The sequence below is a fragment of the Streptomyces sp. SJL17-4 genome, assembly GCF_036826855.1.
In the GTDB taxonomy this organism is placed as follows: Bacteria; Actinomycetota; Actinomycetes; order Streptomycetales; family Streptomycetaceae; genus Streptomyces.
The window spans coordinates 7,370,445-7,395,300 of the sequence record NZ_CP104578.1; the positions used below are offsets into that span (position 1 = coordinate 7,370,445).

Sequence of the window (24,856 nt, forward strand, 5' to 3'; positions counted from 1 at the left end):
GTAACGTACAGCTGGGAGGGAATATGGGCGAGTTCACGCTCGAACTCAACGATGACCAGAAGCAGGTCCGCGACTGGCTCCACGGCTTCGCCGCCGATGTGATGCGCCCCGCGGCCGCCGAATGGGACGAGCGTGAGGAGACTCCCTGGCCGATCATCCAGGAAGCGGCCAAGATCGGCATCTACTCGCTCGATTTCTATGCCCAGCAGTTCTTCGACCCGACCGGTCTCGGCATCCCCATGGCGATGGAGGAGCTCTTCTGGGGAGACGCCGGCATCGCGCTCTCCATCGTCGGCACGGGCCTCGCCGCCGTCGGCGTCCTCGCCAACGGCACCGAGGAGCAGATCGGCACCTGGGTCCCGCAGATGTACGGCGACGCGAACGACATCAAGGTCGCCGCGTTCTGCTCGTCCGAGCCCGACGCGGGCTCGGACGTCGCCTCGATGCGTACCCGCGCGGTGTACGAGGAGGCCACCGACGAATGGGTGCTCAACGGCACCAAGACCTGGGCGACCAACGGCGGCATCGCCAACGTCCACGTCGTCGTCGCGGTCGTCGACCCCGAACTCGGCTCGAAGGGCCACGCCTCCTTCATCGTGCCGCCGAACACCCCCGGTCTCTCCCAGGGCCAGAAGTTCCAGAAGCACGGCATCCGCGCCTCCCACACCGCCGAGGTCGTCCTGGAGGACGTCAGGATCCCCGGCCACTGCCTCCTCGGCGGCAAGGACAAGCTGGACGAGCGCCTGGCCCGCGCCCGCGAGAAGTCCAGGGCCGGCGGCGAGCAGGTGAAGAACGCCGCCATGGCCACCTTCGAGGCCTCCCGCCCGGCGGTCGGGGCCATGGCCGTCGGCACGGCCCGCGCCGCGTACGAGGTCGCCCTCGACTACGCGAAGACCCGCGTCCAGTTCGGCCGGCCGATCATCGAGAACCAGGGCGTCGCCTTCCAGCTCGCCGACATGGCCACCCAGATCGACGCGGCCCGCCTCCTCGTCTGGCGCGCCTCCTGGATGGCGACGGCCGGCAAGCCCTTCACGGCGGCCGAGGGCTCCATGTCCAAGCTGTACGCGAGCGAGGTCGCCAAGAAGGTCACGGCCCAGGCCATCCAGATCCTCGGCGGCAACGGCTACACCCGCGAGTACCCGGTGGAGCGCATGCACCGCGACGCGGCCATCTACACCATCTTCGAGGGCACGAGCGAGATCCAGCGCATGGTGATCAGCCGGGCCATCGCCAAGTAGCCGGCACGCGTCCGAACCGGCTCCGCGGTGGGTCCCACCCTTCCGACCCGCCGCGGAGCCGGCCGGCCCGGACCGCGCTACGCCCCTTCCTTGCGGCGCACCATCTCGGTGATCCACACGGGTGCGAACGGGGACGTGCAGCCCGGCGGCGTCGGGTAGTCCTTGAGCACCTCCAGGCGCTCCCCGATGTCCAGCGCCCGGGCGCGCTGCTCGGGGTGCTCGATCCCGATCTGGGCCAGACAGTGGTTCATCGCCCACTGCAGACGGTCCGGGGCGTCCTTCATCTCCGCGTCGACGACGTCGAGCAGTCCGTCGAGGTCGAGTCCGTCAGGTCTCTTCGCGACCCGCTCGGTGGTCAGTGCCCAGCCGGCGCTCGCCACCACCGGATCCGGGTCGGCGGTCCACGCCAGGCGCAGCTCCTCGGCGTGGGGGCTCTTCTTCACCACGTAGTTCACGAGCCAGTCCTGCACCTTGGGCGTGCGCGCCCCGCGCAGCATGGAGTCCAGCTCGTCCCGCCCGAAGGCCTTCGGGCGGCAGATCAGGAGCGCCAGCAGTCGCGCCGCGGTGTCGCCGGTCTCCCAGAGCCGCTCCGCGAGGTCCTGCTGCGTCTTCAGTCGCTTCGCGAGCGCGCGCAGCTTGCCGAGGTTCACACCGTGGTCGTCACCGTGTCTCTCGTTCACCGCGCGCGCCTTCGGGTCCTCCAGCGCGGCCAGCTCGTCCATCACCTCGGCCACCGTCACCTCGGTCACCTCGGTCACCTCGCTCTCCTGTTCCTCAGACGAGACAGAACTCGTTGCCCTCGGGGTCCTGGAGGACCACCGCGTAGTAGTCCATGCCGTTCGGCTCGTCCATGGTGTACAGGATCGTCGCGCCGAGGGCCGTGAGTCGCGTCACCTCGCCGTCCACCCGCTCGCGGCGCACCGCGAGCGGCACCCCTCGGCCGCCGCCGACCTTCAGGTCCAGGTGGACGCGGTTCTTGACCGTCTTCGGCTCGGGGACGTGCTGGAACCAGACCCGGGGCCCCATCCCCTTCGGGTCCACGATGGACTCCGGGAGCTCTCCGGCGCCCTCGCCCAGCTCGTCCTCGGGGACGCCGACCGCCTCCCAGTACGCCCGCCAGGTGGCGTGGCCCTCGGGCGGCGGATCGGGGACGTAGCGCAGGGCCTCCAGCCAGAACGGCACCAGGCGCTGCGGGTCCGCGCAGTCGATGGTCAGTTGCAGGGTCATCTCGGGTCGCTCCATACGGCGAGCCTCTCAGACACCACTGACGGCCGCCCCGTTCGAGCCAACAGGCCAGATTCGGTCCACTGTTCGAGCAAACCTACCCGGTAGTCACCCGCTGCGGGACAATCAGCCGTCAGGTGACGATCGAGGGGAACCGTTCATGGCCATCACCACCGGTACCGAAGCGCCCGAACTCGCGGGACTTCCCCTGCTCGGCTCCATGTTCGACCTCAAGAACGACTCCCTGGGCACCTTCCTCCGCGCCCGCCGCGACCACGGCGACGTCGTACGGATATCCGCCGGGCCGCCCGGAATCCGCGCCACCGTCTACGGCGTCTTCTCCGCCGAGGGCGCGCAGCAGGTCCTCGCCGGGGAATCGGCCAACTTCCGCAAGGACAACGCCTTCTACCAGGAGGTCCGCGAGTCCTTCGGCAACGGACTGCTCACCAGCCAGGACGAGGACTACCTCCGCCAGCGCCGGCTCGTCCAGCCGCTCTTCACCCGCCGCCGGGTCGACGGCTACGCCGCCGCCATCGCCGCCGAGGTCACCACCCTCACCGAGGAGTGGCGGAAGGCCGACGCCGCCTCCGTCGACGTCCTCCAGGACATGGCCCGCCTCGCCCTGCGCGCCGTCGCCCGCATCCTCTTCGGCACGGACGTCGACGCGGCCGTCGAGATCGTCGAGAACAGCTTCCCCGACGTCGGCGCCTACGTGCTGCGCCGCGGCTACTCCCCGCTCAACGTCCCCCGCGACTGGCCCACCCCCGGCAACCGCCGCGCCGCCACCGTCCACCGGGCGCTGTACGAGGTCTGCGACCGCATCATCGCCGACCGCCGGAGCTCCGGCCGGGCCCCCGGAGACGGCCAGGACCTGCTGACCCTCCTCGTCGAGGCCGAGAGCGCCGAGGACGGCAGCTTCGACGCGACCGAGCTGCGCGAGCAGGTCCTCGTCTTCCTGCTCGCCGGCCACGAGACCACCGCCACCTCCCTCGGCTTCGCCCTCCACCTCCTCGCCCTCCATCCGGAGGAGCGGAAGCGGGCCCACGAGGAGGTCGACCGGGTCCTCGCCGGCCGTACCCCCGGCGCCGCGGACCTCGACGCGCTGCCGTACGTCACCCGGGTCCTCAAGGAGGCCATGCGGCTCTTCCCGGCCGCCCCCGTCATCGGGCGCCGCGCCGTCGCCGCCACCCGGATCGGCGGTGTCGCCATCCCGGCCGGTGCGGACGTCATCGTCGCCCCCTGGGTCACCCACCGCCACCCGGACTACTGGGAGGACGCGGAGCGCTTCGACCCCGACCGCTTCACGCCCGAGGCGGAGGCCGCCCGCCCCCGCTACGCCTGGTTCCCCTTCGGCGGCGGCCCGCGCGCGTGCATAGGCCAGCACTTCTCGATGCTGGAGTCGGTGATCGCCCTGGCGATGATCCTCCAGCGGTACGACTTCGAGGCCGTCGACAAGGTGGTGCCCGTCGCGCCCGCGATCACCCTCCAGGCGGCGGGCCCGGCCCGCTGCCGCCTCACGCCCCGCACCGTATAGGGGGCCGCCCGTACCCGCACGCGCGTACGGGTCAGTCCGTCCGCTTCCCGCCGAGGTGGAGCGCGCGCAGGGCCGCTTCGAGGGCGAACCGGTGGTCGGGATCGAGGAGCCGGTCGCCGAAGTGGCTGTCCAGGTTCCGCAGCCGGTAGCGGACCGTCTGGGCGTGCACGCCGAGCATCTCGCCGACCTGCTCGGCGGGGGCGCGGGTGGAGATGTGGACGCGCAGGGTCTCGATCAGCCGGTCGCGCCGGGTGCCGGACAGCTCGTCGAGCGGCGCGAGTTCGCGCTGGGCGAGCTGGGCCACCAGGGCCGGGTCGGAGAGCAGCCACAACGTTGTCAGATGGTCCTCGCAGTGCACGAGGGGCGCGTCGGCGACGACGCCGTCGTCGATCAGCTGGAGGACGCGCCGGGCCCAGCGGATGGAGTGGGCGGCCTGTGCCGGCGGCACGGTCAGACCGACGACGGCGGACGTGCCGGCCAGGGCGGAGCCGAGCATCGCGAGGCGGTCGGCGGTGAGCGGGCCGGGGATGAGCAGATACGGCTGGGGAAGGCCGAGGTCGGCGAGGACGTCCCGGTCGAGCCCGGCCTGGACGAGTTCGGCGAGCGGCGGGCGGAGCGCGACCAGGGTGCACTCGGCGGGCAGCTGCCAGGAGGCGTCCCGGCACAGCTCGGCGATCGTGGCCCGGGGCAGTGGCGGGCCGGCCACGACCAGGTGGAGTAACTGTCTTCGCAGCGCGGCCACATCGGACACCGCGCGGGTCTGGACCATGACGTAGCCCTCGCGGGACAGGGCCTCCAGCTCGTCGACGTAGGCGAAGAGGGCGTCCGCGAAGGCGAGGATCAGGGTCGGGGAGAGGTTGTACGTACGTCCGATGATCTTGGCCCGGCGCAGCGCGACGCGCGCCCCGAGGCGGTAGGCGCCCAGCAAGGTGTCGAGGTCGCGGCCCTCGTAGGCCTCCACCCGGCCGAACTTGCGGAGCAGTTCGTCCCGGAGGGCCGAGTTCGTCCCGGGGTCGGCGACCCGCTCCACGAAGGCGGCGAGCGCCTGCTCCACGCCCTGGCGGATCGCGTCCGAGTGCGGCCCGTTGAAGAGATGGGCGTACACGGGGTAGGTCCGCTGGACCTCCATGCCGATCTCCTTGATGAGGCCGGGGATCTCCGGCCTCATCAGGGCGGCGAACTCCCTGGGGAGCGGTTCGAGCGGTTCACCGATGTCCGGCGACTGGGCGATTGCGGGCATGAACCGATCCCTTGCTCTCCTACGCGACCGGTGGGGGAGCGACGGTGCGGAGCCCAGCCTGGCGTGGTGGGCGCCGCCGTGGTCGTCAGGTGCGTACCTACGTGGAATGCTGAAGCTAAGTCAACTGCTGTGTGCTGTACACACGTTGAGCAAGAGTTGGCGTGCCGGAGGGGTACGCGCTTACCGAGTAGGCCGGGAATCGACCCTGGGTGGCTGTTACCGGACCGCAGAGTGCCAGTTCCGGGAGAGGACCTTGCCCGCGTCGGGGGCGGCGAGACCCGGGGCGAAGAGGCCCGTCAGGTGGGTCTGGGTGTTGTTGAGGGTGAGGCTGTTCTTGCCGGCGGCGGAGGGCAGCCCGGTCTTGAGGTTGACGGCGGCGTCGATCAGGCCGAACCAGCCGAGGCCGCAGCCGCTGGCGCCGGGGACGGCGAAGGTCTTGTCGCTCTGGGTGGAGCCGAGGATGTTGAGGCGGCTCATGTCGCCCTCCTCGTTCGGGGATCCGTCGCCGTTGAAGCGCTCGACGCCGAAGTCGGGCGACGTGAGGTTGCTCGGGCGCAGGATGATCGGGTTGGCCTTCGTCCCGATGTAGCAGTTGCTGCCCAGGAACGGGTTCTCCAGGCGGATGCGGACCGGGATGGACACGATCGGCTTGTCGGTGAGGACGCCCGCGATCTGGTCGAAGTCCGAGGGGGTGCCGACCGACTCCATGGTGGCGGTGATCTTGTTGAGCTTGGCGTCGGTCAACTGCCGGCAGATGTCGCTGATGAACGGGATGTCACTGGGACACATCAGGCCGAGGAGGCCGCCGGGGACGGTGGCCGGCGCGGCGATGAGCGCGCCGCCGGCCGGGGCGGCGACGGTGCTGGTGCCGTCGGGGTTCTGGATGACGCCGATCTGGAGGTTGGTGCTCCCGGTCGTCACGGTGGTGTTGCCCAGCTTGATGGTGCCGCTGGCGGAGTAGGACACGACGCACTGCGGCGAGGTGTCGAGACCGTCCGAGGCGAGCATCGCTCCCGCGTCGACGGGGCAGCGGGTGGACGGCCCCCAACTGCCGTTCAGCTGCGGGGCACTGGCCGTCGCCGACCCCATGGAGGCGAAGGCGCCGAGCGCCGTCAGGGCGGAGAGCGTGGCGAGGCGCGTGCGGGAGGAGACGAGGGGCATGACGGTGCCTTTCGTTGACGGGGGAGCGGGGAGCGGGAGCGCGCGGGGGAGCCGGGGGTACGGGGTACGCGAGGGTGAGGGGGTGCGGGTGCGTGGATTCAGCGCTCGGGCTTCGGGACCAGGAGGGGTTGCAGGTCCTCGGTGCACTGGTCCGGAGGGGGTGTCTCCAGGCCCGCGGAGCAGGTCTGGCCCTGGATCTGCTTGAGGTAGTTGCCGGGGCCGGAGATGGAGGCGGTGAGGAGCCGGTCGAGGTTCTCGCCGCCGGCGCCGCAGCCGGTGAATGCGGGGATGGTCACCTCACCGGTGAGGGGTCCGCCGCTGGTGAGGACGTAACCCTCCGCGGGCAGGCCGAGGGGGATCTTCCCCTTGCCCACCATCACCAGGTGCTTCCCGGGGTACTTGGCAGGCTGCGGATCGGACGAGAAGAGCGAGGTCGCCGTCCGGCACGAGGGACCCACGTCCAGCGTGACGCCGTTGACCTCGACGTCGAGGACGCGCAGGACGAGCGGGGCCCGGACCGTGTTCTCCAGGTAGTTGTCGCCGGTGGCGAAGATGATGCGGACCAGGGTGTCGATCGTGATGGGACCCGTCTGCTCCAGCACCATGGTCGCCGTGACCGGCTGGAAGTCGAAGGTCAGGAACGTGGAGGTGAAGGGCGGGGTCTGCTTGCGCCCCTGGTAGGAGAGCTGGCCCGGTGACAGGTTGGTGAAGTGGAACTCGCCCTCCGGGGGTGGCGTGGTGGGTATCTCCATCTGGCCCTGCTCGATCAGCATGCAGGACACCGGGATGAGCGTGGCGCCGTTCAGTTTCCGCACGTTGGAGTAGCCGGTGATGTACGCCGACAGCGACGTGGGGGTCGGCTTCTCGGTCACGCAGGGCGGCGCCGCCGGCCGGGCCGCCGGGGTGCCGGGCGCGTCCTCGTCGGTGGCAGCGGGACCCCCGTCCGCGGGCTGTCCGACCTGAGGACCCTTCGCATCCTGGCCCGCGCCGCTCGCTGTTCCCGGCCGGGCGGGGAACGTCCGGTCCGTCGGCGACGACGGCAGGGGGAAGCCCGACGAGGGAGGCGGAGCGGACGAGGACGCGGAGGAGGAGGGAGGGGCGGTCGGCGTCACGGGAGGGATGCTCGGTCCACCGGTGCCGTTGCCCGCGCCGACCGGGACCGTGGCGAGCAACGTACGGCCCTCCGCGTCCTGACCGGGGACACAGACGACGGAGAGGGACGCGGGGGTGGTGGGCACGCCGTCGGCCGTGCTCGGAGCGAGATCGACGGCGAGCCCCCCGGCGGTGAGCCGCAGGTCGCCGGCGGCGTCCGTCGTCAGGGTCGGCACGTCGCCGGTCGTGGTGAGCACGAGGGGGCCGTCGGCGGGTACGCCGGCGGGCTGTGCCGAGCCTCTCCACGTCGCTTCCGCACGCTGGTCGTTCTGCGTCACACCGACCGTGAGCCGGGTCTCCGCCCGTACGGTGGCGGCCTTGAGCGCGGTGAGGTCGGCCACGGCCCCGGCCGGGAGTTCCACCGTCGTGGTGACGTCGGTGGGCCGGATCTCCTCGCCCACGGCCGCCCGTTCGGGGAAGGCCGCCGTGATCCGTACCGTCGCGGGCTGCTGTCCCGAGGGCAGGGTGCAGACGTAGGGCAGTGCGGCGTCGACCTTCAGCGTCCCGACGGCGACGGCCGCCGCCGGCAGCAGGGGAGCGAGCGCCACGAACGCGGCGATCGTCGCACCCCGCGCGCGGACGCGGGAGGGTCGGGGGGTGGGCCGTGGGCCTCTCATCTGGTGCTCCGCTCGGGGTCGTTCGTGTACGGGCGCGGACAGGCCCGCGCCCGCCCGGCCGGGGTCGCCGGCCGGGCGGACGCGGGGTTCTGCGTCCTTACGGGTTGGAACCGACGATCGTCGGGATGGTCGTGGTGCCGGCCTGCTTGAAGAGGTAGTCACCCTTGAAGAGGGGCTTGGCACCGACCGGGACGGCCGCACCGCAGTTGGTCGACGAGACGACCGTGAGCTCGCCCGAGGTGCTGTTGACCGCGAGCTTGCCCGTCGAGTTGGTGTACGTGCCGGAGGCCTTGCCCGTGACGCGGAAGACGCAGGCGCCGACGGTCACCTTGGCGTCGACGTTGCCGATGTAGCCCTTGGTGACGCCGGTCGCGGCGGTGTAGTCCTGTGCCACGAGGGTCCAGGGCGTGGTCGCGACGGTGCTCACGTTGCCCAGCACGCTGGTGCAGGGGGCCCCGGTGGCGCCGAAGGCGATGGCCGTGATGGAGCCGATGGTCGCCGGGTTGCCGGTGGCGCTCTGGCCCGTGCCCGAGCCGTTCGACTTCGTACACGTCATGGCGATGCCGTTGACGCTCAGCACGATGTTCCCGCTGTTCGTCGCGGCGATGTTGACCGGCGACGGGGTGACGGTCCAGACCGTCGAGGGCACGGCCGAGGCGGGGCCGGCGGCCAGGGCGAACGCGGCGGTGGCCGCCCCGGCGACGACGGCGAAGTTTCTGATCTGCTTCTTCATGGGTCCCGGACTCTCCTTGAGGATTGACCAGCTGAGGGTGCGGCCGCGGTGGGGGGAGCGGCCGGCGGCCCGGTATTTCTCGGCCGCGAAACCTGACGTTACTTGCGAGAAACTTAGCTGAACAATGCCGCAGTCCATGATTCTTTGAAGAAGGCTAATTGCCTGTCAAGCGGGTGAGCGGTGGCCGGAATCGCCTTGGTTCCGTGGTGCGCAATGTCGACAATTATGATCGATCAGGGGTGGCTGGATTCAGCATTGCTCTCGCCGGTGACAAGCAGCGAAATGGGATTGTCTTCCGCCTGATAAATGCCCGGCCGTCGGCCATCTGTCGCCGAAAACTCCGGATCCGGTATTGCCGGGGGAGGTTACTCGGCCGTAACGTTCCCGGGGCGACGACCAGAGTCGCAGGTCGGCCCATCCGTGTGTCTCCGCGCAGACAAAGTCGAACCCGGACTTTGTCTCCGTGGTGACAAATACAGGAGCGGATCAAGGATTTTGCGCCACGCCTCTTGTCCAAGTGATCCGCACCGACTTAACGTGCGCCCGCGGCGCACCCCCGACGCACGCTTGCTGGAGGTGGGATGGGAATCGAAGTAGTCGTTGAGGGTCTGACCATGTCCTTCGGCAAGCAGAATATCTGGCAGGACGTGACCCTGACCTTGCCGGCCGGAGAGGTGAGCGTGATGCTCGGCCCTTCCGGTACCGGGAAGACGGTCTTCCTCAAATCGCTCATCGGACTGCTCAAACCCCAGCAGGGCCGTGTTCTCATCAATGGCGTCGACATGGTGAGCAGCCCGGAACGGGACATCTACGAGACCCGGAAACTCTTCGGCCTCATGTTCCAGGACGGCGCCCTCTTCGGCTCCATGACCCTCTTCGACAACATCGCCTTCCCGCTGCGCGAACACACCCGCAAGCGGGAGTCCGAGATCCGCCGCATCGTGCTGGAGCGGATCGAACTCGTCGGACTGCTGGGCGCGGAGGGGAAGCTGCCGGGCGAGATCAGCGGCGGCATGCGCAAACGCGCCGGCCTGGCGAGAGCCCTGGTGCTCGACCCGCAGATCGTCCTCTGCGACGAACCGGACTCCGGGCTCGACCCCGTCCGCACCGCCTATCTGTCGCAGCTGCTCATCGACCTCAACGCGCGCATCGACGCCACGATGCTGATCGTCACCCACAACCTGGACATCGCCGCCACGGTCCCCGACAACATGGGGATGTTCTTCCGGCGCAACCTCGTCACCTTCGGCCCGCGCGAGGTCCTCCTCACCAGCGACGAACCGGTCGTCACCCAGTTCCTCGCCGGCCGCCGCGAAGGCCCCATCGGCATGTCCGAGGAGAAGGACGCGGCCCTGCTCGCCGCCGAGCTGGACAACCCCGCCACCCTCCCGACCGCGCCCCGGGTCATCGTCCCGCAGCTGGAACCCTCGCCCGGCCTCCCGCCGCGCGCGGCGGTCGGCCGCCGCCGGGAGCGCGTCCTCGGCATGCTCGACCGGCTGCCGCCTGCGGCCCAGGCGGCCATCCGCGACACCTACGCCAGGGACGACGCGGCGTACACCCTGCCCCAACGGGAGCGGATCACCGGGAGCGGCTCGTGATCACCGGCGCGCTGCGGCAGACCGGCCGGCTCTTCGCCCTCGCCGCCGAAGTGACCAGGGCCGTCTTCCGACGCCCCTTCCAGTTCCGGGAGTTCGTCGAGCAGTTCTGGTTCGTCGCGAGCGTCACCATCCTGCCGGCCGCGCTCGTCTCCATTCCGTTCGGCGCCGTGATCGCCCTCCAGGTAGGTTCGCTCACCCAGCAGCTGGGCGCCCAGTCGTTCACCGGCGGCGCCAGCGTCCTCGCCGTCATCCAGCAGGCGAGCCCCCTGATCGTCGCCCTCCTGATCGCCGGCGCCGGCGGCTCCGCCATCTGCGCCGACCTCGGCTCCCGCAAGATCCGGGAGGAACTCGACGCGATGGAGGTTATGGGCGTCTCGCCCGTGCAGCGGCTGGTCGTCCCGCGCGTCCTCGCCACCATGGCGGTCGCCGTACTGCTCAACGGGATGGTCTCCGTCGTCGGCACGCTCGGCGGCTACTTCTTCAACATCATCCTCCAGGGCGGCACCCCCGGCGCCTACCTCTCCAGCTTCTCCGCCCTCGCCCAGCTGCCCGACCTCTACATCAGCGAACTCAAGGCCCTGATCTTCGGGTTCATCGCCGGCATCGTCGCCGCCCACCGGGGACTCAACCCCCGCGGCGGCCCCAAGGGGGTCGGCGACGCCGTCAACCAGTCCGTCGTCATCACCTTCATGCTGCTGTTCTTCGTGAACATGGTGCTGACGGGCATCTACCTGCAGATCGTCCCGCCGAAGGGAGGCTGAGACCGATGGCCTCCCCGTTCGTCTGGCTCGACCGCTCCGGTGACCAGCTCCTCTTCTACGTCAAGGCTCTGCTCTGGGTCCCCCGGACCCTGCGCCGCTACCTCAGGGAAGTGCAACGCCTGCTCGCCGAGGTCGCCTTCGGCTCCGGCGGTCTCGGCGTCATCGGCGGCACCATCGGCGTCATGATCGCGATGACGCTCTTCACCGGGACCGTCGTCGGCCTCCAGGGCTACGCCGCCCTGGAACAGATCGGCACCGCGGCGTTCACCGGCTTCGTCTCCGCCTACTTCAACACCCGCGAGATCGCCCCGCTCGTCGCCGGGCTCGCCCTCTCCGCGACCGTCGGCGCCGGATTCACCGCACAGCTCGGCGCCATGCGCATCAACGAGGAGGTCGACGCCCTCGAAGGCATGGGCATCCGCTCCATGCCGTACCTGGTCACCACCCGCATCATCGCCGGAGTCGTCGCCATCGTCCCGCTGTACGCGATCGGCCTGCTCTCCTCCTACCTGGCCTCCCGCTATGTGACGGTCCTGTTCAACGGCCAGTCCCAGGGCACGTACGACCACTACTTCAACCTCTTCCTGTCACCGACGGACGTCCTGCTGTCGGTGCTGAAAGTGCTGATCTTCAGCGTGATGGTGATCGTCGCCCACTGCTACTACGGCTTCCGCGCCTCCGGCGGCCCCGCCGGCGTCGGCATCGCGGTCGGCCGCTCCGTACGCAACGCCATCGTGCTGATCAGCGTCACCGACTTCTTCCTGTCGCTGGCCCTCTGGGGCGCGACCACGACCGTGAAGGTGGCGGGGTGAGATGAGCGACTCACGTGCCGAGACCCTGCGCCGCCGGTTCGCCGGCGTGGTCTTCCTCCTGGTGCCCGCCCTGCTCGCCTGGCTCGCGGTCGCCGTCTACGACAAGAAGTTCACCGACTCCGACCCGATCGTCGTCGAGACCGGCAGCGTCGGCAACGAGATGCACCTCGGCGCCGAGGTGAAACTCCGCGGCGTCGTCATCGGCGAGGTCCGCGCCATCGACGCCACCGACGGCGGAGCCCGCCTCACCCTCGCCATGCGGCCCGGAACCCTCCGCCACGTGCCCTCCGACGTCCGCGCCCAGATGCTGCCCACGACCCTCTTCGGCGAACGGTTCGTCGCCCTCGTACCGCCCGGCGGCTCCACGGCCGAGCCGCTGGGCCCCGGCGCCGTCATCCCGGAGGACCGCTCCAGCAACGCCGTCGAACTCCAGCAGGTCCTCGACAACGTCCTGCCCCTGCTCACCGCCGTCCAGCCGCAGAAGCTGTCGGCGACCCTGTCGGCCGTCTCCCAGGCCCTGGAGGGCCGCGGCGACAAGCTCGGTGACACCCTCACCCGGCTCGACGCCCACCTCCGCGAGTTCAACCCCCACCTGCCCGCCCTCACCCGCGACCTGAAAGAACTCGTGAAGGTCAGCCACCTCTACGCCGACGCCGCCCCGGACATCGTCACGGCGCTCACCGACTTCACCACCACCAGCGGCACCCTCGCCGAGAAGGAGGCCGACCTCGCCGGCACCCTCGGCTCCACCACCAGGACGGCCCAGGACCTGACCGCCTTCCTGCGCCAGAACAAGAACAACATCATCCGGCTCAGCGCCACCAGCCGTCCCACCCTGCAACTGCTCGCCGAGTACGCGCCGTCCTTCCCCTGCACCCTGCGCACCCTCGCCCAGTTCGTCCCCGCCATGGACAAGGCCCTCGGCAAGGGCACCGACCAGCCGGGACTGCACGTCGACGTCACCACCGTGCCCTCGCGCGGCGCGTACGTCCCCGGCCGTGACACACCGTCGTACGGCTCCGGCGGCGGCCCGCGCTGCTACCCCGTGCCCTACCTCGGCATCCCGGTCGCACCCGCCGCACGGGCGTCCGCCGCGGCCGACCAGAACCTCGGACCCGCCAACTCCCCGCAGGAGAACGACCTCGTCAACGAACTCCTCGCCCCCGGGGCGAAGAAGCGGCCCGGCGACCTCCCGGACTGGAGCAGCACGCTGGTCGGCCCGGCGTTCCGCGGCGCGGAGGTGACCCTCCGATGACGACGCGGCCCACCCACACCCGCAGGCGCGGACTGACCGGAACGCTCCTGAAGTCCCTCGTGTTCGTCCTGGTCACCGCACTGGCCACCACCGTCCTCGGCCTCAGCATCGCCAACACCGGGGTCGGCTCCGCCACCCGCTCCTACAAGGCGCTGTTCACCGACGTCACCGGGCTCGTCAAGGGCGACTCCGTGCGCATCGCCGGAGTGAAGGTCGGCGAGGTCACCGACGTACGCGTCGTCGAACGGCGCACGGCCCAGGTCACCTTCTCGGTCCGCGAGGACCGCTCCGTGCCCCGCTCGGCGACCGCCGCCGTGAAGTACCTCAACATGGTCGGGCAGCGCTACGTCTCCCTCGGCCGCGGCAGCGGCGACCTGACCGGCACCCTGCGGGACGGGGACACCATCCCGCTCGACCGCACCACGCCCGCCCTCGACCTGACCCTGCTGTTCAACGGATTCAGGCCGCTCTTCGAGGGCCTCTCGCCCGCCGACGTCAACGACCTCGCCGGATCGCTCGTGCAGGTCCTCCAGGGCGAGAGCGGAACCGTCGACAGCCTGCTGCGCCACATCGGCTCCCTGACCAGGACGGTCGCGGCCAAGGACAAGGTCATCGGCCAGGTCGTCACCCACCTCAACACCGTCCTCACCACCCTCAACAACCGCGAGGCCGCCTTCGACGACCTCGTCGTCACCCTCCAGAAACTCGTCACCGGCTTCAACACCGACCGCAAACCCCTCGGCGAGGCGGTCCAGGCCATCGGCGCCCTCACCACCACGACCGCCGGGCTCTTCCAGGAGGCGCGGGCCCCCCTCAAGAAGGACATCCGCGAACTCGGCCGGCTCTCCGGCACCCTCGGCGCACACACCCCCGCCATCGAGGCCTTCCTCGCCCGCACCCCCGCCAAGATGACCGCCCTGGCCCGGCTGTCCTCGTACGGATCGTGGTTCAACCTCTACCTCTGCGAGGCGCGCGTGACCGGCGTGGGAACCTCCGACGGCTCGAAGCCGCCGACCGGGATCGCCGTGACCGAACCGAGGTGCCGCGGATGAGCCCCCGCCCCCGGCTCAAGCCGGTCAAGGAGCGCAACCCCGTCGCCGTCGCCGTCGCCGGACTGCTGTTCCTCGCCCTGGTCGCCGCCCTGGCGTTCAACGTGGAACGGCTGCCCCTCGTCGGTGACGACACCACCTACAGCGCCGACTTCTCCGAGGCCGCCGGACTCGACGCCGGCGACGAGGTACGCATCGCCGGAGTCAAGGTCGGCAAGGTCACCGAGGTCGCCCTCGACGGAGCCAAGGTCAAGGTGACGTTCGAGGTCGGCGACGCCTGGGTCGGCGACCGGTCCACCGCCGCCATCGCCATCAAGACCCTGCTCGGCGAGAAGTACCTGGCGCTCGACCCGCTGGGCTCCGGCCGGCAGGCCCCGGGAACCCGCATCCCGCAGTCGCGCACCACCTCCCCGTACGACGTCACCCAGGCCTTCGAGGACCTCAGCGGCACCGTCGACGCCATCGACACCGCCCGGCTCGCGGAGAGCTTCGAGACGATCTCCGACACCTTCAAGAACTCACCTCCGCACGTCCGCAACGCCGCCACCGGCCTCTCCGAACTGTCGAAGTCCGTCTCCAAGCGCGACACCGAACTCGCCCGGCTCCTGGAGAACAGCAGGAAGTTCACCACGACCCTGGCGAACAAGAAGTCCAGCTTCGAGACCCTCATCGAGGACGGCGGTTCCCTGCTCGGCGAACTCCAGAAGCGCCGCGACGCCATCCGCGCCCTCCTCAAGGGCAGCAGGGCGCTCGGCACCGAACTCAGCGGCGTCGTCAGCGACAACGACCGCCAGCTCGGCCCCACCCTCAAGGCCCTCAGCCGGGTCACCGCGGTCCTGGAGAAGAACAGCGGCCAACTCGACAAGACACTCGCCCTGATCGGCCCGTACTACCGGCTCGTCGGCAACACCCTCGGCAGCGGCCGCTGGTTCGACAGCTACCTGTGCGGCGTCGTGCCCCGTACCTATCTGCCCGAAGCCTCGCAGCCCACGACCGGATGCCTGCCGCCGCAACAGAAGGCGACGGCCAAGGGGAGCGGTGAATGATGACCAAACCCAGAAAACCCCTCGTCGCCGGGCTCGCCCTCGTGCTGCTCGCCGCCTGCGGACTCGTGGCCGTCCGCGTCCTCGACGACGAAGGCACCAGGGTCACCGCCTGGTTCGACCGGACGGTCGGCATCTACGCGGGCTCCGACCTGCGCGTCCTCGGCGTACGGGTCGGAGAGGTCGAGTCCGTGGAGCCACAGGGCACCCGGGTACGCGTCCGGCTCCTCCTCGACGAGGGCGTACGCGTCCCCGCCGACGCCCGGGCCCTCGTCGTCGCCCCGAGCATCGTCGCCGACCGGTACGTACAGCTCACCCCCGCGTACAGCACCGGCCCCACCCTCGCCGACGGCGCCGAACTGCCCGCCGCCCGCAACCGCACCCCCGTCGAGATCGACCAGCTCTACGACTCGATCACCGAGCTGAGCCGGGCACTCGGACCGAACGGCGCCAACTCCACCGGCGCCCTCTCCGAACTCCTCGACACCGGCGCGAAGAACCTCAAGGGCAACGGCACGTCCATCGGCACCTCCATCAAGGAGTTCGGCAAGGCCGCCAAGACCCTCGACGGCAGCAGCGAGGACCTCTTCACCACCCTCGGCCGGCTCCAGACCTTCACCACCATGCTCAAGGACAAGGACGGCGACGTCCGCACCGCGCAGGAACGACTCGACGAGGTCGTCGGCTACTTCGCGGAGAACAAGGACGACCTCGCCGCCGCCCTCAAGGAACTCGGCAAGGCCCTCGTCCAGGTCAAGGCGTTCATCAAGGACAACCGCGGCGAACTGAAGAAGAACGTCGACCGGCTCGTCCCCCTCACCCAGGCCCTCGTCGACCAGCGCGCCTCCCTCGCCGAAGCCCTCGACGTCGCCCCGCTCGCCGCCGGCAACGTCGTCAACGCGTACAACAAGGACACCCGCACCCTCGACGGCCGCGCCAACCTCAACGAGATCAGCATGGGCGGACCGCTGCTCCCGCTGCCGGTGACCGGCGGCGGTGCGTCGACCGGCGGCTCCGCCGGGGCCGGCGGCCCCACACCCACGGGCACCGCCTCCCCGGCCACCGGAGAGGGGGAGCGGTGAGACGCCCCGCCCTGCCCTCCCGGCGGGCCGCCGGAGCAGGCGCCGTCGGCGTGATCGCGGTCGGCCTCGGCCTCGCCGTCGTCCTCGGCGGGCTCCCCGGCAACCCCTTCCGCTTCGACGGCATCGAGGACCTGCCCCTGCCCGGCGGCGCCGACCTCGGCCCCCACCCCTACACGGTCACCGCCGAACTCGACGACGTCCTCAGCCTCGTGCCGCAGTCCGCGGTCAAGGTCAACGACGTCGCCGTCGGCCGCGTCACCGCCATCGAACTCGGGACCGACACCTGGTCCGCCCGCGTCACCCTGAAGATCAACGGCGACGTCCGGCTGCCCGCCGACGCCGGCGCCCGCCTGGAACAGTCGAGCCTTCTGGGCGAGAAGTACATCCAGCTCGTCGCCCCGCCGAAGGACGCCGGCGGACGGCTCACCGACGGCAGCGTCATCCCGCTCGCCCGCACCAGCCGCAACACCGAGGTCGAGGAGGTGTTCGGCGCACTGTCCCTGCTCCTCAACGGCGGCGGCGTCAACCAGCTCAAGACCATCACCCGCGAACTCAACGCCGCGCTCGGCGGACGCGAACCCGAAGTCCGCTCCATGCTCAGACGGGTCAACACCCTCGTGACCACCCTGGACGCCCACCGCGGCGACATCACCCGCGCCCTCGACGGCCTCAACCGGCTCTCCGCCACCCTTGCCGGCCGCAAGAAGGACGTCGACACCGTCCTCACCGGGCTCTCGCCCGGCCTGAAGACGCTGGAGAACCAGCGGGGTTCCCTGCTGACCATGCTGCGCGCCCTGGACACCCTGTCCGGGGTCGCCGTCTCCACCATCGACGCGAGCAAGAAGGACATGGTCGCCGACCTCAAGGCCCTCGCGCCCACCCTCACGGCACTCGCGGACGCCGGTGCCGACCTGCCCGAATCGCTCCAGGTACTGCTCACGTACCCCTTCACCGACGAGGTGCTGCGCGGCGTCAAGGGCGACTACCTCAACACCTATCTGCACCTCGCCGCCGCCCCGGGAACCCAGGTGATCCCGCCACTGATCCCCAGGACCGAGCCCACGCCCACTCCCACGCCCACCCCGACCGACCCGGGCCCGGCCGCCCGCCGGGGAACCGGATCGAGCGGCGGGATCCCGAGCCCGAACCCGCCCCTGCCGCTGCCCCCGGCCACCCCGCCGAAGGACGGAGGCGAGAGCCGGTGATCACCCGTACCGTACGGCTGAAGAACCTCGCCTTCCTCGTCATCGCCGTCCTCGTCCTCGGCTTCGTCGGCGTCCGCTACGCCGACCTCGGCCGCTACGCCGGCGTCGCCGACCACTACACCGTCCGGGTCCATCTCGCCCGTACGGGAGGCCTGTTCACCCACTCCGACGTCACCTACCGGGGCGTCTCCGTGGGACGGGTCGGCGACATCGGTCTCACCGCCGACGGCGTCGTGGCCGAACTGCGCATCAAGAAGTCCGCCCCGAGGATCCCCGCCGACGCGCGGGCCGTGGTCGCCGGACTCTCCGCCGTCGGCGAGCAGTACATCGACCTGCGCCCCGAGAGCGACGACGGCCCCTTCCTCGCCGACGGCGCCCGCATCGAACAGTCCGACACCCAGGTACCGGCGCCGGTCACCGACGTGCTCGCGAGCATGAACGACCTCACCGGCTCCGTACCCCTGGAATCCCTGCGCACCGTCGTCGACGAACTGGGCAAGGCCTTCCAGGGACACGGCGACGACCTCCAGGTCCTCCTCGACAGCGGCAGCCGGTTCGTCCAGGCTGCCGACACGTCGCTGCCGGCCACCACCCGGCTCATCAACGACGGCGAGGTCGTCCTGCGCACCCAGGCCGAGGAGAGCCGCGCCATCCGGGACTTCGCCACCGGCGCGCGCACCCTGGCCACCACCCTCAAGGGCTCCGACAGGGACCTGCGCCGCCTCCTGGCGGTCGCCCCCGACGCGACCGGCCAGGTCAGCGGTCTCCTGCGCGATCTCGACCCGAGTCTGAGCGTCGTCCTCGCCAACCTCCTGACCACCTCGGAGATCGCCGTCACCCGGCAGCGCGGCATGGAGGAACTGTTCGTGAAATACCCGGCGGCCGTCTCGGCCGGAGCCACCGCCGTCGAAGGAGGCCGCATGAACTTCGGCATGGCCGTCACCTTCTTCAAGCCACTGCCCTGCACCACGGGATACGGTGCCACGCGCTACCGCAACGGCCTCGACCTGGGCACCGCCCCCGCGCTCAACACCGGCGCCGCCTGTACGGGCTCCGCCGCGGCCGGGGTCAACGTACGCGGCTCGGCGCACGCGCCGAAGGGCGGCCCCGTCCCCGTACCGGCCCGGCCCGGCTCCCTGCCCTCGGGCAGCGCGCGCACCACGCCGGACACGCGGCAGGCACTGCCCGGCGCGCTCGCGCTCCCCGGCCAGAACGGCGGGCCGACGGACATGGCCGGGCTCCTCGGCCTGAACACCGGGAGCACCCGATGAGGCGGGGCCGGATCCTCGGCGCCGGCGCCCTCCTCGTCGCCCTGGGCTTCTGTGGAACCGGCGCCTGGACCTACGCGCAGGCCCGCACCGACGAGGGCCTCGCCTTCAGCCGAGAGCGGGACACGGCACTCGCCGAGGGCCGGGACCGCCTCACCGTCCTCAACACCCTCGACGCCTCGACCCGCGAGCACGCCGAAGCGGGCATCCGGGCCTGGCGCGACGCGTCCACCGGACCGCTCCGCACCGAACTGGGACGCACCGCACCCGCGGTGGGTGCCTCGGCGCGCGCCACGGTCACCGAGGCCGCCCTCACCGCGCTCGACGCGAGAGCCGGTACGGCGAAGCTCATCGCGACCGTCCGCGTCGACGTCACCCCGCGCGGAGGCGGCGCCGCGACCACCGACCGCAAGCGTCTGGAGGCCGTCCTGACGCGCACCGGCGAGGACACCTGGAGGGTCGCGGCCCTGAGCGCGGTCCCCGTGGCCGGAGCCGAGGAGAGCGAGGACGAATGACGCGACTCTTGCGCAGCACGACGACGGAGGCCTCGGACGAGGGCGAGACGGCGGTCACGGACGGGGACGCGGAGGTCCCCGCGGACGACTCCGCCCGCCCCTTCCCCGTCACCTGGCAGCGGGCCGCCCTGGCCGCGGCCGTCGTCGTCCTCCTCCTCGCCGGGAGCGGTTTCTTCTACGGAGCCCACCAGCTCCGGACCACCCCCTCCGCGCGCAACCACGCGCTCACCGACCCCGCGGCCACCACCCGCGTCGGCGGCGACGTCGGCGAGGGTCTCGCCCGGATCTTCTCCTACACGCCCGCGAGCGACGACGGCGTCGAGCGCTCCGCCGGAACCGTCCTCGCCGGACGCGCCGCCCGTCAGTACACCGAGCTGTTCGCCCAGGTCCGCGCGAAGCTCGTCGAGCAGCGGATCACCCTCAGTACGCAGACCGTCCGCACCGGCGTGATCGAGCTCGACGGGGACAGCGCGCGCCTTCTCGTCTTCCTCGACCAGACCTCGCGCCGGGACAACGCGAGCCAGGACAAGGCGCGTCAGGACAAGTCGGGTCAGGACAAGTCGGGTCAGGACAAGTCGCGTCAGGACAAGTCGCGTCAGGACGAGGCGACCGCCACGTCCGCCGCGGCCCAGCTCACCGTCACCGCGAAGTTCCAGGGAGACCGGTGGCTGATCGTCGACATCAAGGCCCGCTGAGCATGAGCGGGAGACGGGAGCACCCCATGACACGCCCGGTCCGCACCCCGGCGGGCATCCGCCCGGCCCTGGCCGTGGCCCTCGTGCTCGCCCTCGGCGCGGGCGTCTCCGCGGCCTGGGCCGGCCGGGACTGGTACGCCGCCGCCCACGACGACTCCGCCGCGTACGCCGTGCAACGCGACGAGGCGCTCGCGGCCGGGGAGCAGGCCGTGCAGAACCTCAACACGCTGGACCACAAGCGGGTGGAACAGGGGCTCGACCTCTGGGAGTCCTCCACGACCGGTGAGCTGCACAAGCAACTGGTGGAGGGCCGCGAGGAGTTCACCGGTCAGGTGAGGTCCGCGAGGACGGTGACCACCGCCCGGGTGCTGTCCGGCGCCGTCACGGAACTGGACGACCGGGCGGGGCGGGCCCGGTTGCTCGTCGCCCTGCGCATCACCGTCACGACGCCCGACAGCAAGAGCACGGACAAGGACAGCCGCATGCTCGGCGAACTCACCCGCACCGACGGCCACTGGAAGCTCAGTGCGCTGGGCCAGGCCCCCGTGGGCGGCACGGCGGCCGGCTGACCGGGCCGTTCCGCGACCGCCGCCCGCACCCGAAAGGACACGCACGATGCCGACGCCCCGCCACCACCTCAACCGCCAGCGCCGCCGCCAGGCCGCCCTCGCCGACCAGCCGGCACCCGGCGGCAGGTCCCGCACGCCCGCGGGCGTGCTCACGGCGGAGAAGTCCGGACGGGAAACGGCCGCGGAGCCGAAGGGGGAGACGAGGGTCCGCGAAAAGACCGGCGGCGAGCGGGCCGGCCGCGAGAAGGCGGGCCGCGAGAAGGCGGGCCGCGAGAAGGCGGGCCGCGAGAAGGCCGGTCGCGTCCCCCTCGCTGTCCTGTGCGTCCTGACGCTCCTGCTCGGTGGCTTCGCCGGCTGGGCCTCCAGCAGGGCGGGCGAGCTCCGCGACGACCCCGCGCGCGGCAACACCGCCCTCACGGACCTCGCCCGCACCAGTGAGATCAAGGGGCAGACGGGCGCCGCCGTCGCCGCGCTCTTCTCGTACGACCACGCCGACACCGCCCCCTTCGAACGGGCCGGGAAGACGCTCCTCACGGGCAAGGCCGTCGATCAGCACCGGACGCTGCTCGGAGCGGTGCTCGCCAAGGCGGCCCAGCAGAAGACGGTGATCACCACGACGGTCACCGACAGCGCGGTCGAGCGGATCGACGGCGACCGTGCCCGCGTCCTGGTCTACGCCGACCAGAGCAGCGTGAGCACGGCCGGTCAGCCGGCGCAGGGCAAGGCCAAGGGCAAGGGCAAGGCGACGGCCAAGGACCAGGGTGTCTACGCGGGCGCGATGTTCGCCGTGGACGTCGTGCGCCGCGACGGCCGCTGGCTCGTGGAGAACATCGACACGTTCGGCCGCTGAGCCCCTGTGCCGGTGATCCGCCGACGTCGGGGGTCCGGCGGTGGGTGGAGCCCCGTCACCCCGCCCGGGTGGCGACGAGCACGGTCGCGTACCGCTCCTCGCAGCTCAGGACCCGTGCCTCCAGACCGCACGCGGAGACCGCGTCCACCGCCCGCTCGGCCTGCCGCTCGCTCGTCTCGACCAGCAGCCGGCCGCCCGGTGCCAGCCATTCCGGCGCCTCGGCGGCGACCCGACGCAGCACGTCGAGGCCGTCAGGGCCGCCGTCGAGCGTGACGAGCGGCTCGTGGTCGCGGGCTTCCGGGGGCAGCAGCCCGATGTCCCCGGTCGGGACGTACGGCACGTTGGCGACCAGGACCTCGATCCGGCCCCGCAGCTCGGGGGGCAGCGGGGCGAAGAGGTCGCCCTCGTAGACCCGGCCGCCGCGCGGTTCGACGTTCCGCCGGGCGCAGCGCACCGCCGCCGGCTCGATGTCCGAGGCGTGCACCTCCGCACCCTCGACCCGGTCGAGCAGGACCGCGCCCGCCGCGCCGGAGCCGCAGCACAGGTCGACGCAGACGGCGCCCGGCCGGGCCAGTTCCACCGCGTGCTCGATCAGGAACTCCGTACGCCGCCGGGGTACGAACACCCCGCCGTCCACCTCGATGCGCAGCCCGGCGAACTCGGCCCAGCCCACGACGTGCTCCAAGGGCAGGCCCGAGGCCCGCCGCTCGACCAGCAGGTCGAGTTCCGCGGGCCCGGCCGCGGCCGCGAGCAGCATCTCCGCCTCTTCCTCGGCGAAGACACAGCCCGCGGCCCGCAGCCGCTCGACGACCCCCGCGCCGCTCAGGACGTCAGACAAGCTGCGCCTCGATCGCGGAGACGATCTCGAGGGCGTCCGGCTCGGTGCGCGGACGGAAGCGCGTGACGCGGCCGTCGCGGCCGATCAGGAACTTCTCGAAGTTCCACTGGACGTCACCGGCCTCGCCCTCGGCGTCGGCGACCTTCACCAGCTCCGTGTAGAGCGGGTGGCGGGCCTCGCCGTTGACGTCGATCTTCTCCAGGAGCGGGAAGGAGACGCCGTACGTCGTCGAGCAGAAGGTCCGGATCTCCTCGGCGCTGCCGGGCTCCTGCCCCGCGAACTGGTTGCAGGGCACACCGAGCACGGTGAAGCCGCGGTCGCCGTACTCCTTCTGCAGCTTCTCCAGGCCCTCGTACTGCGGGGTCAGGCCGCACTTGGAGGCGACGTTCACGACCAGGACCGCGCGGTCCCGGTAGTCGGCGAGGGAGACGGGCTCGCCGGTCAGGCTCTTCAGCGGGATGTCGTACAGGCTCATGGACGGCTCCTCGTCGGGATGGGATCTGATCTCAACAATGGGGTTTGATCTCAACATGGGAGACGAACCACTGGCAATCTCGATCGATTCCGCACCGGAGGGGCCCCGCCGGGTCCTGTGCCGACTCTGCGGCCGCCCGCTGACCGGGGCGGAGTCCCGCCGCACCGGCCTGGGCCCGACGTGTGACGCCAAACTCCATCCGCCGGCCCCCGACATCCGCACCCGCCGCCACGAGGTGGACCAGGACACCCTCCCGGGCATGGACCCGTCAGCCTCCGGCTGAGGCGATCATCTCGGAGTGCGCCACCCACCGCTCCCCGTGCTCGAGCGCGAGCAGCGCAGTCTTCCGCGCGAGCAGTGGATCGGGATGCCCTGCGAGGCGGTCCACGGCGTGCTCGGCCGGCCAGGCCTGGAGTTCGGGCAGGAGTGATTCGTCCTCCCAGCCGAGGAGGCTCGTACCGTCGTCCCGGAGCAGCAGCTCGATCCATGACTCCACGAAAGCCGCCGGACTGTGGGGCCCGTGGCACCGCGAGCAGCGCCAGTTCGTCCTCCGTGTAGCAGCGCAGACACCCCTCGGCGGGTGCTGTCATGCCACCGAATACCGTCTCGACGCGACGGAGCGCGGAGGCGAGGGCGAGGGCGGGGGAGGGGACTGCAGAGGTCATGAGGGGGGCCTGACGTGACTCCGACGGGACACCGCCCGGCGAAGATCACGACGCTACCAGGCCGCAAATCGATGGCCCAGCCGATTCCCGCCCGGCAGGGTTGGCCGGCGATGAGAGTCCAAGCCGAGAAACCCGAGCACCCGGAGTCCTGAGATGTCGACCCTGCGCGTCACCGCCGAAGTCCTGACCGTCCATCCCCACCCGAACGCCGACGCCCTGGAGCTGGCGCAGGTCGGCCTCTATCGGGCCGTCGTAGCCAAAGGCGCGTACCGGACGGGGGACGCCGCCGTGTACATCCCGGAGCAGGCCGTGCTGCCCGCCGCGCTCGTCGAGGAGCTGGGGCTCACCGGGCGACTCGCCGGTGGGAAGTCGGACCGGGTGAAGGCCGTGCGGCTGCGCGGGGAGCTGTCGCAGGGCATCGTCTGCCGGCCGGGCGCGCTCGCCGGCGCCGACCTGGCCCTTGCGGCGGCCGAGCGGACCGACTTCGCGGAGACGCTGGGGATCACCAAGTGGGTGCCGCCGATACCGCCGACCATGAGCGGTGACGTGGAGGTCGCGCCGGACCTGCTGCCGTGGGTCGACATCGAGAACCTCCAGCGCTACCCGGAGATCTTCGAGCCCGGGGAGCCCGTCGTCCTGACGGAGAAGCTCCACGGTTCGGCCTGCCTGCTGACCTACCTCGCCGAGGAGGGACGCGTCCAGGTCTCGTCGAAGGGCTTCGGATCGAAGGGCCTGGCCCTCCAGGAGGACCCGCGCAATCTGTACTGGCGCGCCGTCCACGGCCACGGCCTGCCCGCCGTCGCCGAGCGCCTGGCGAAACGTCTCGGCGCCCGCCGGGTCGGCTTCTTCGGCGAGGTCTACGGCTCCGGGGTGCAGGACCTGGCCTACGGCGCCGACGCCCGCTCCGAGACCGTCGGCTACGCGCTGTTCGACGTGTCGGCCGAGATCGACGGCCGGGTGGAGTGGCTGGACCCGGCCGAGGTCCTGGAGTCCGGCGAGGTCCCGCTCGTACCGCGGCTGTACTCCGGCCCGTACGACCTGGACACGGTCCTCGCCCACGCGAGCGGTCGGGAGACCGTCTCGGGACGGGAGACGCACCTGCGGGAGGGCGTCGTGATCCGGCCCGCGACCGAGCGGTACAGCCCGGTCGTCGGCGGCCGGGCCATCGCCAAGGCGGTCAGCCCGGCCTACCTGACGCGGAAGGGCGGCACCGAGTACGAGTGACCGGGGCGGGGCGGGGCGGGGCCGGGCTGGGCCGGGACGGTCGTGGCCCGGCC

The 24,856-nt window shown here is 71.3% G+C and carries 26 protein-coding genes; 17 read left to right on the top strand and 9 right to left on the bottom strand.

What is annotated here, in order from left to right; all coding sequences use genetic code 11:
- Positions 1-23: 23 nt before the first annotated feature.
- The gene (locus tag N5875_RS33225) at positions 24-1,238 is read left to right on the top strand and encodes an acyl-CoA dehydrogenase family protein (protein ID WP_338497902.1); all 1,215 of its coding nucleotides are present in this window, start codon (positions 24-26) and stop codon (positions 1,236-1,238) included.
- Positions 1,239-1,315: 77 nt separating this feature from the next.
- Here N5875_RS33225 and N5875_RS33230 read toward each other — a convergent pair whose 3' ends face one another.
- Together N5875_RS33230 and N5875_RS33235 are read right to left on the bottom strand one after the other, a co-directional pair.
- Entirely contained in the window at positions 1,316-1,960 is a 645-nt protein-coding gene (locus tag N5875_RS33230; protein WP_338499335.1) for a DNA alkylation repair protein, read from the bottom strand.
- A gap of 52 nt (positions 1,961-2,012) precedes the next feature.
- Positions 2,013-2,480, bottom strand: a complete 468-nt coding sequence (locus N5875_RS33235; protein ID WP_338497905.1) for a VOC family protein — start codon at positions 2,478-2,480, stop codon at positions 2,013-2,015.
- A gap of 142 nt (positions 2,481-2,622) precedes the next feature.
- Here N5875_RS33235 and N5875_RS33240 point away from each other — a divergent pair, with 142 nt between their 5' ends.
- Positions 2,623-3,996 carry a cytochrome P450 gene (locus N5875_RS33240; RefSeq protein ID WP_318206558.1) on the top strand — a complete coding sequence of 458 codons (1,374 nt, stop codon included), beginning with the start codon at positions 2,623-2,625 and terminating at the stop codon, positions 3,994-3,996.
- 31 nt (positions 3,997-4,027) lie between these two features.
- Here the strand turns inward: N5875_RS33240 and N5875_RS33245 are convergent, their stop codons facing one another.
- The 4 genes from N5875_RS33245 to N5875_RS33260 form a co-directional block, all read right to left on the bottom strand.
- Entirely contained in the window at positions 4,028-5,236 is a 1,209-nt protein-coding gene (locus N5875_RS33245) for a helix-turn-helix domain-containing protein (protein ID WP_318206557.1), read from the bottom strand.
- 216 nt (positions 5,237-5,452) lie between these two features.
- A complete protein-coding gene (locus N5875_RS33250; protein WP_338497907.1) occupies positions 5,453-6,397 on the bottom strand; it encodes a hypothetical protein in 945 nt (314 codons plus the stop codon).
- A 98-nt stretch (positions 6,398-6,495) separates the two neighbouring features.
- Positions 6,496-8,166, bottom strand: coding sequence for a DUF6801 domain-containing protein (locus tag N5875_RS33255; RefSeq protein WP_338497909.1), 1,671 nt, complete (start codon positions 8,164-8,166; stop codon positions 6,496-6,498).
- A gap of 97 nt (positions 8,167-8,263) precedes the next feature.
- Positions 8,264-8,899 (bottom strand): hypothetical protein, encoded by a 636-nt coding sequence (locus N5875_RS33260; RefSeq protein ID WP_187623683.1) that lies wholly within the window; start codon positions 8,897-8,899, stop codon positions 8,264-8,266.
- A gap of 581 nt (positions 8,900-9,480) precedes the next feature.
- Here N5875_RS33260 and N5875_RS33265 point away from each other — a divergent pair.
- The 13 genes from N5875_RS33265 to N5875_RS33325 are packed head-to-tail and all read left to right on the top strand — an operon-like array spanning position 9,481 to position 21,601.
- Positions 9,481-10,497: an ATP-binding cassette domain-containing protein gene (locus N5875_RS33265; RefSeq protein ID WP_318206554.1), complete on the top strand. Its 1,017-nt coding sequence runs from the start codon at positions 9,481-9,483 to the stop codon at positions 10,495-10,497.
- On the top strand, positions 10,494-11,258 hold the full coding sequence (locus N5875_RS33270; RefSeq protein ID WP_318206553.1) for an ABC transporter permease: 765 nt from the start codon (positions 10,494-10,496) through the stop codon (positions 11,256-11,258). The genes N5875_RS33265 and N5875_RS33270 overlap by 4 nt, the downstream gene beginning before the upstream one ends.
- Positions 11,259-11,263: 5 nt before the next feature.
- The gene (locus N5875_RS33275) at positions 11,264-12,070 is read left to right on the top strand and encodes an ABC transporter permease (RefSeq protein ID WP_030316736.1); all 807 of its coding nucleotides are present in this window, start codon (positions 11,264-11,266) and stop codon (positions 12,068-12,070) included.
- A gap of 1 nt (position 12,071) precedes the next feature.
- Positions 12,072-13,325, top strand: a complete 1,254-nt coding sequence (locus tag N5875_RS33280) for an MCE family protein (protein WP_318206551.1) — start codon at positions 12,072-12,074, stop codon at positions 13,323-13,325.
- A complete protein-coding gene (locus N5875_RS33285) occupies positions 13,322-14,377 on the top strand; it encodes an MCE family protein (RefSeq protein WP_318206550.1) in 1,056 nt (351 codons plus the stop codon). The genes N5875_RS33280 and N5875_RS33285 overlap by 4 nt, the downstream gene beginning before the upstream one ends.
- The gene (locus N5875_RS33290) at positions 14,374-15,420 is read left to right on the top strand and encodes an MCE family protein (protein WP_318206549.1); all 1,047 of its coding nucleotides are present in this window, start codon (positions 14,374-14,376) and stop codon (positions 15,418-15,420) included. Before N5875_RS33285 ends, N5875_RS33290 begins: the two co-directional genes overlap by 4 nt.
- Complete coding sequence (locus tag N5875_RS33295) at positions 15,420-16,499, top strand: MCE family protein (protein WP_318207344.1); 1,080 nt, start codon at positions 15,420-15,422, stop codon at positions 16,497-16,499. Before N5875_RS33290 ends, N5875_RS33295 begins: the two co-directional genes overlap by 1 nt.
- On the top strand, positions 16,496-17,704 hold the full coding sequence (locus N5875_RS33300; protein ID WP_338497916.1) for an MCE family protein: 1,209 nt from the start codon (positions 16,496-16,498) through the stop codon (positions 17,702-17,704). Before N5875_RS33295 ends, N5875_RS33300 begins: the two co-directional genes overlap by 4 nt.
- Positions 17,701-18,975: an MlaD family protein gene (locus N5875_RS33305; RefSeq protein WP_318206547.1), complete on the top strand. Its 1,275-nt coding sequence runs from the start codon at positions 17,701-17,703 to the stop codon at positions 18,973-18,975. The genes N5875_RS33300 and N5875_RS33305 overlap by 4 nt, the downstream gene beginning before the upstream one ends.
- A complete protein-coding gene (locus N5875_RS33310) occupies positions 18,972-19,487 on the top strand; it encodes a hypothetical protein (protein WP_318206546.1) in 516 nt (171 codons plus the stop codon). The genes N5875_RS33305 and N5875_RS33310 overlap by 4 nt, the downstream gene beginning before the upstream one ends.
- Positions 19,484-20,182 (top strand): hypothetical protein, encoded by a 699-nt coding sequence (locus N5875_RS33315; RefSeq protein WP_338497920.1) that lies wholly within the window; start codon positions 19,484-19,486, stop codon positions 20,180-20,182. Before N5875_RS33310 ends, N5875_RS33315 begins: the two co-directional genes overlap by 4 nt.
- 26 nt (positions 20,183-20,208) lie before the next feature.
- Complete coding sequence (locus tag N5875_RS33320; RefSeq protein WP_318206544.1) at positions 20,209-20,751, top strand: nuclear transport factor 2 family protein; 543 nt, start codon at positions 20,209-20,211, stop codon at positions 20,749-20,751.
- A 46-nt stretch (positions 20,752-20,797) separates the two neighbouring features.
- Positions 20,798-21,601: a hypothetical protein gene (locus N5875_RS33325; RefSeq protein ID WP_338497923.1), complete on the top strand. Its 804-nt coding sequence runs from the start codon at positions 20,798-20,800 to the stop codon at positions 21,599-21,601.
- A gap of 55 nt (positions 21,602-21,656) precedes the next feature.
- On the opposite strand, the gene N5875_RS33330 is transcribed toward N5875_RS33325, so the two are convergent.
- The gene (locus tag N5875_RS33330; RefSeq protein WP_338497925.1) at positions 21,657-22,439 is read right to left on the bottom strand and encodes a putative protein N(5)-glutamine methyltransferase; all 783 of its coding nucleotides are present in this window, start codon (positions 22,437-22,439) and stop codon (positions 21,657-21,659) included.
- Complete coding sequence (locus N5875_RS33335; RefSeq protein ID WP_318206541.1) at positions 22,432-22,914, bottom strand: glutathione peroxidase; 483 nt, start codon at positions 22,912-22,914, stop codon at positions 22,432-22,434. The genes N5875_RS33330 and N5875_RS33335 overlap by 8 nt, the downstream gene beginning before the upstream one ends.
- Positions 22,915-22,969: 55 nt before the next feature.
- On the opposite strand from N5875_RS33335, the gene N5875_RS33340 reads away from it, so the two are divergent.
- Positions 22,970-23,197, top strand: a complete 228-nt coding sequence (locus tag N5875_RS33340; protein WP_318206540.1) for a DUF6011 domain-containing protein — start codon at positions 22,970-22,972, stop codon at positions 23,195-23,197.
- Here the strand turns inward: N5875_RS33340 and N5875_RS33345 are convergent.
- Entirely contained in the window at positions 23,183-23,410 is a 228-nt protein-coding gene (locus N5875_RS33345) for a hypothetical protein (protein WP_338497928.1), read from the bottom strand. The two genes, N5875_RS33340 and N5875_RS33345, sit on opposite strands and share 15 nt — an antisense overlap.
- 322 nt (positions 23,411-23,732) lie before the next feature.
- On the opposite strand from N5875_RS33345, the gene N5875_RS33350 reads away from it, so the two are divergent.
- Positions 23,733-24,803 carry an RNA ligase (ATP) gene (locus N5875_RS33350; RefSeq protein WP_338497931.1) on the top strand — a complete coding sequence of 357 codons (1,071 nt, stop codon included), beginning with the start codon at positions 23,733-23,735 and terminating at the stop codon, positions 24,801-24,803.
- Positions 24,804-24,856 lie beyond the last annotated feature (53 nt).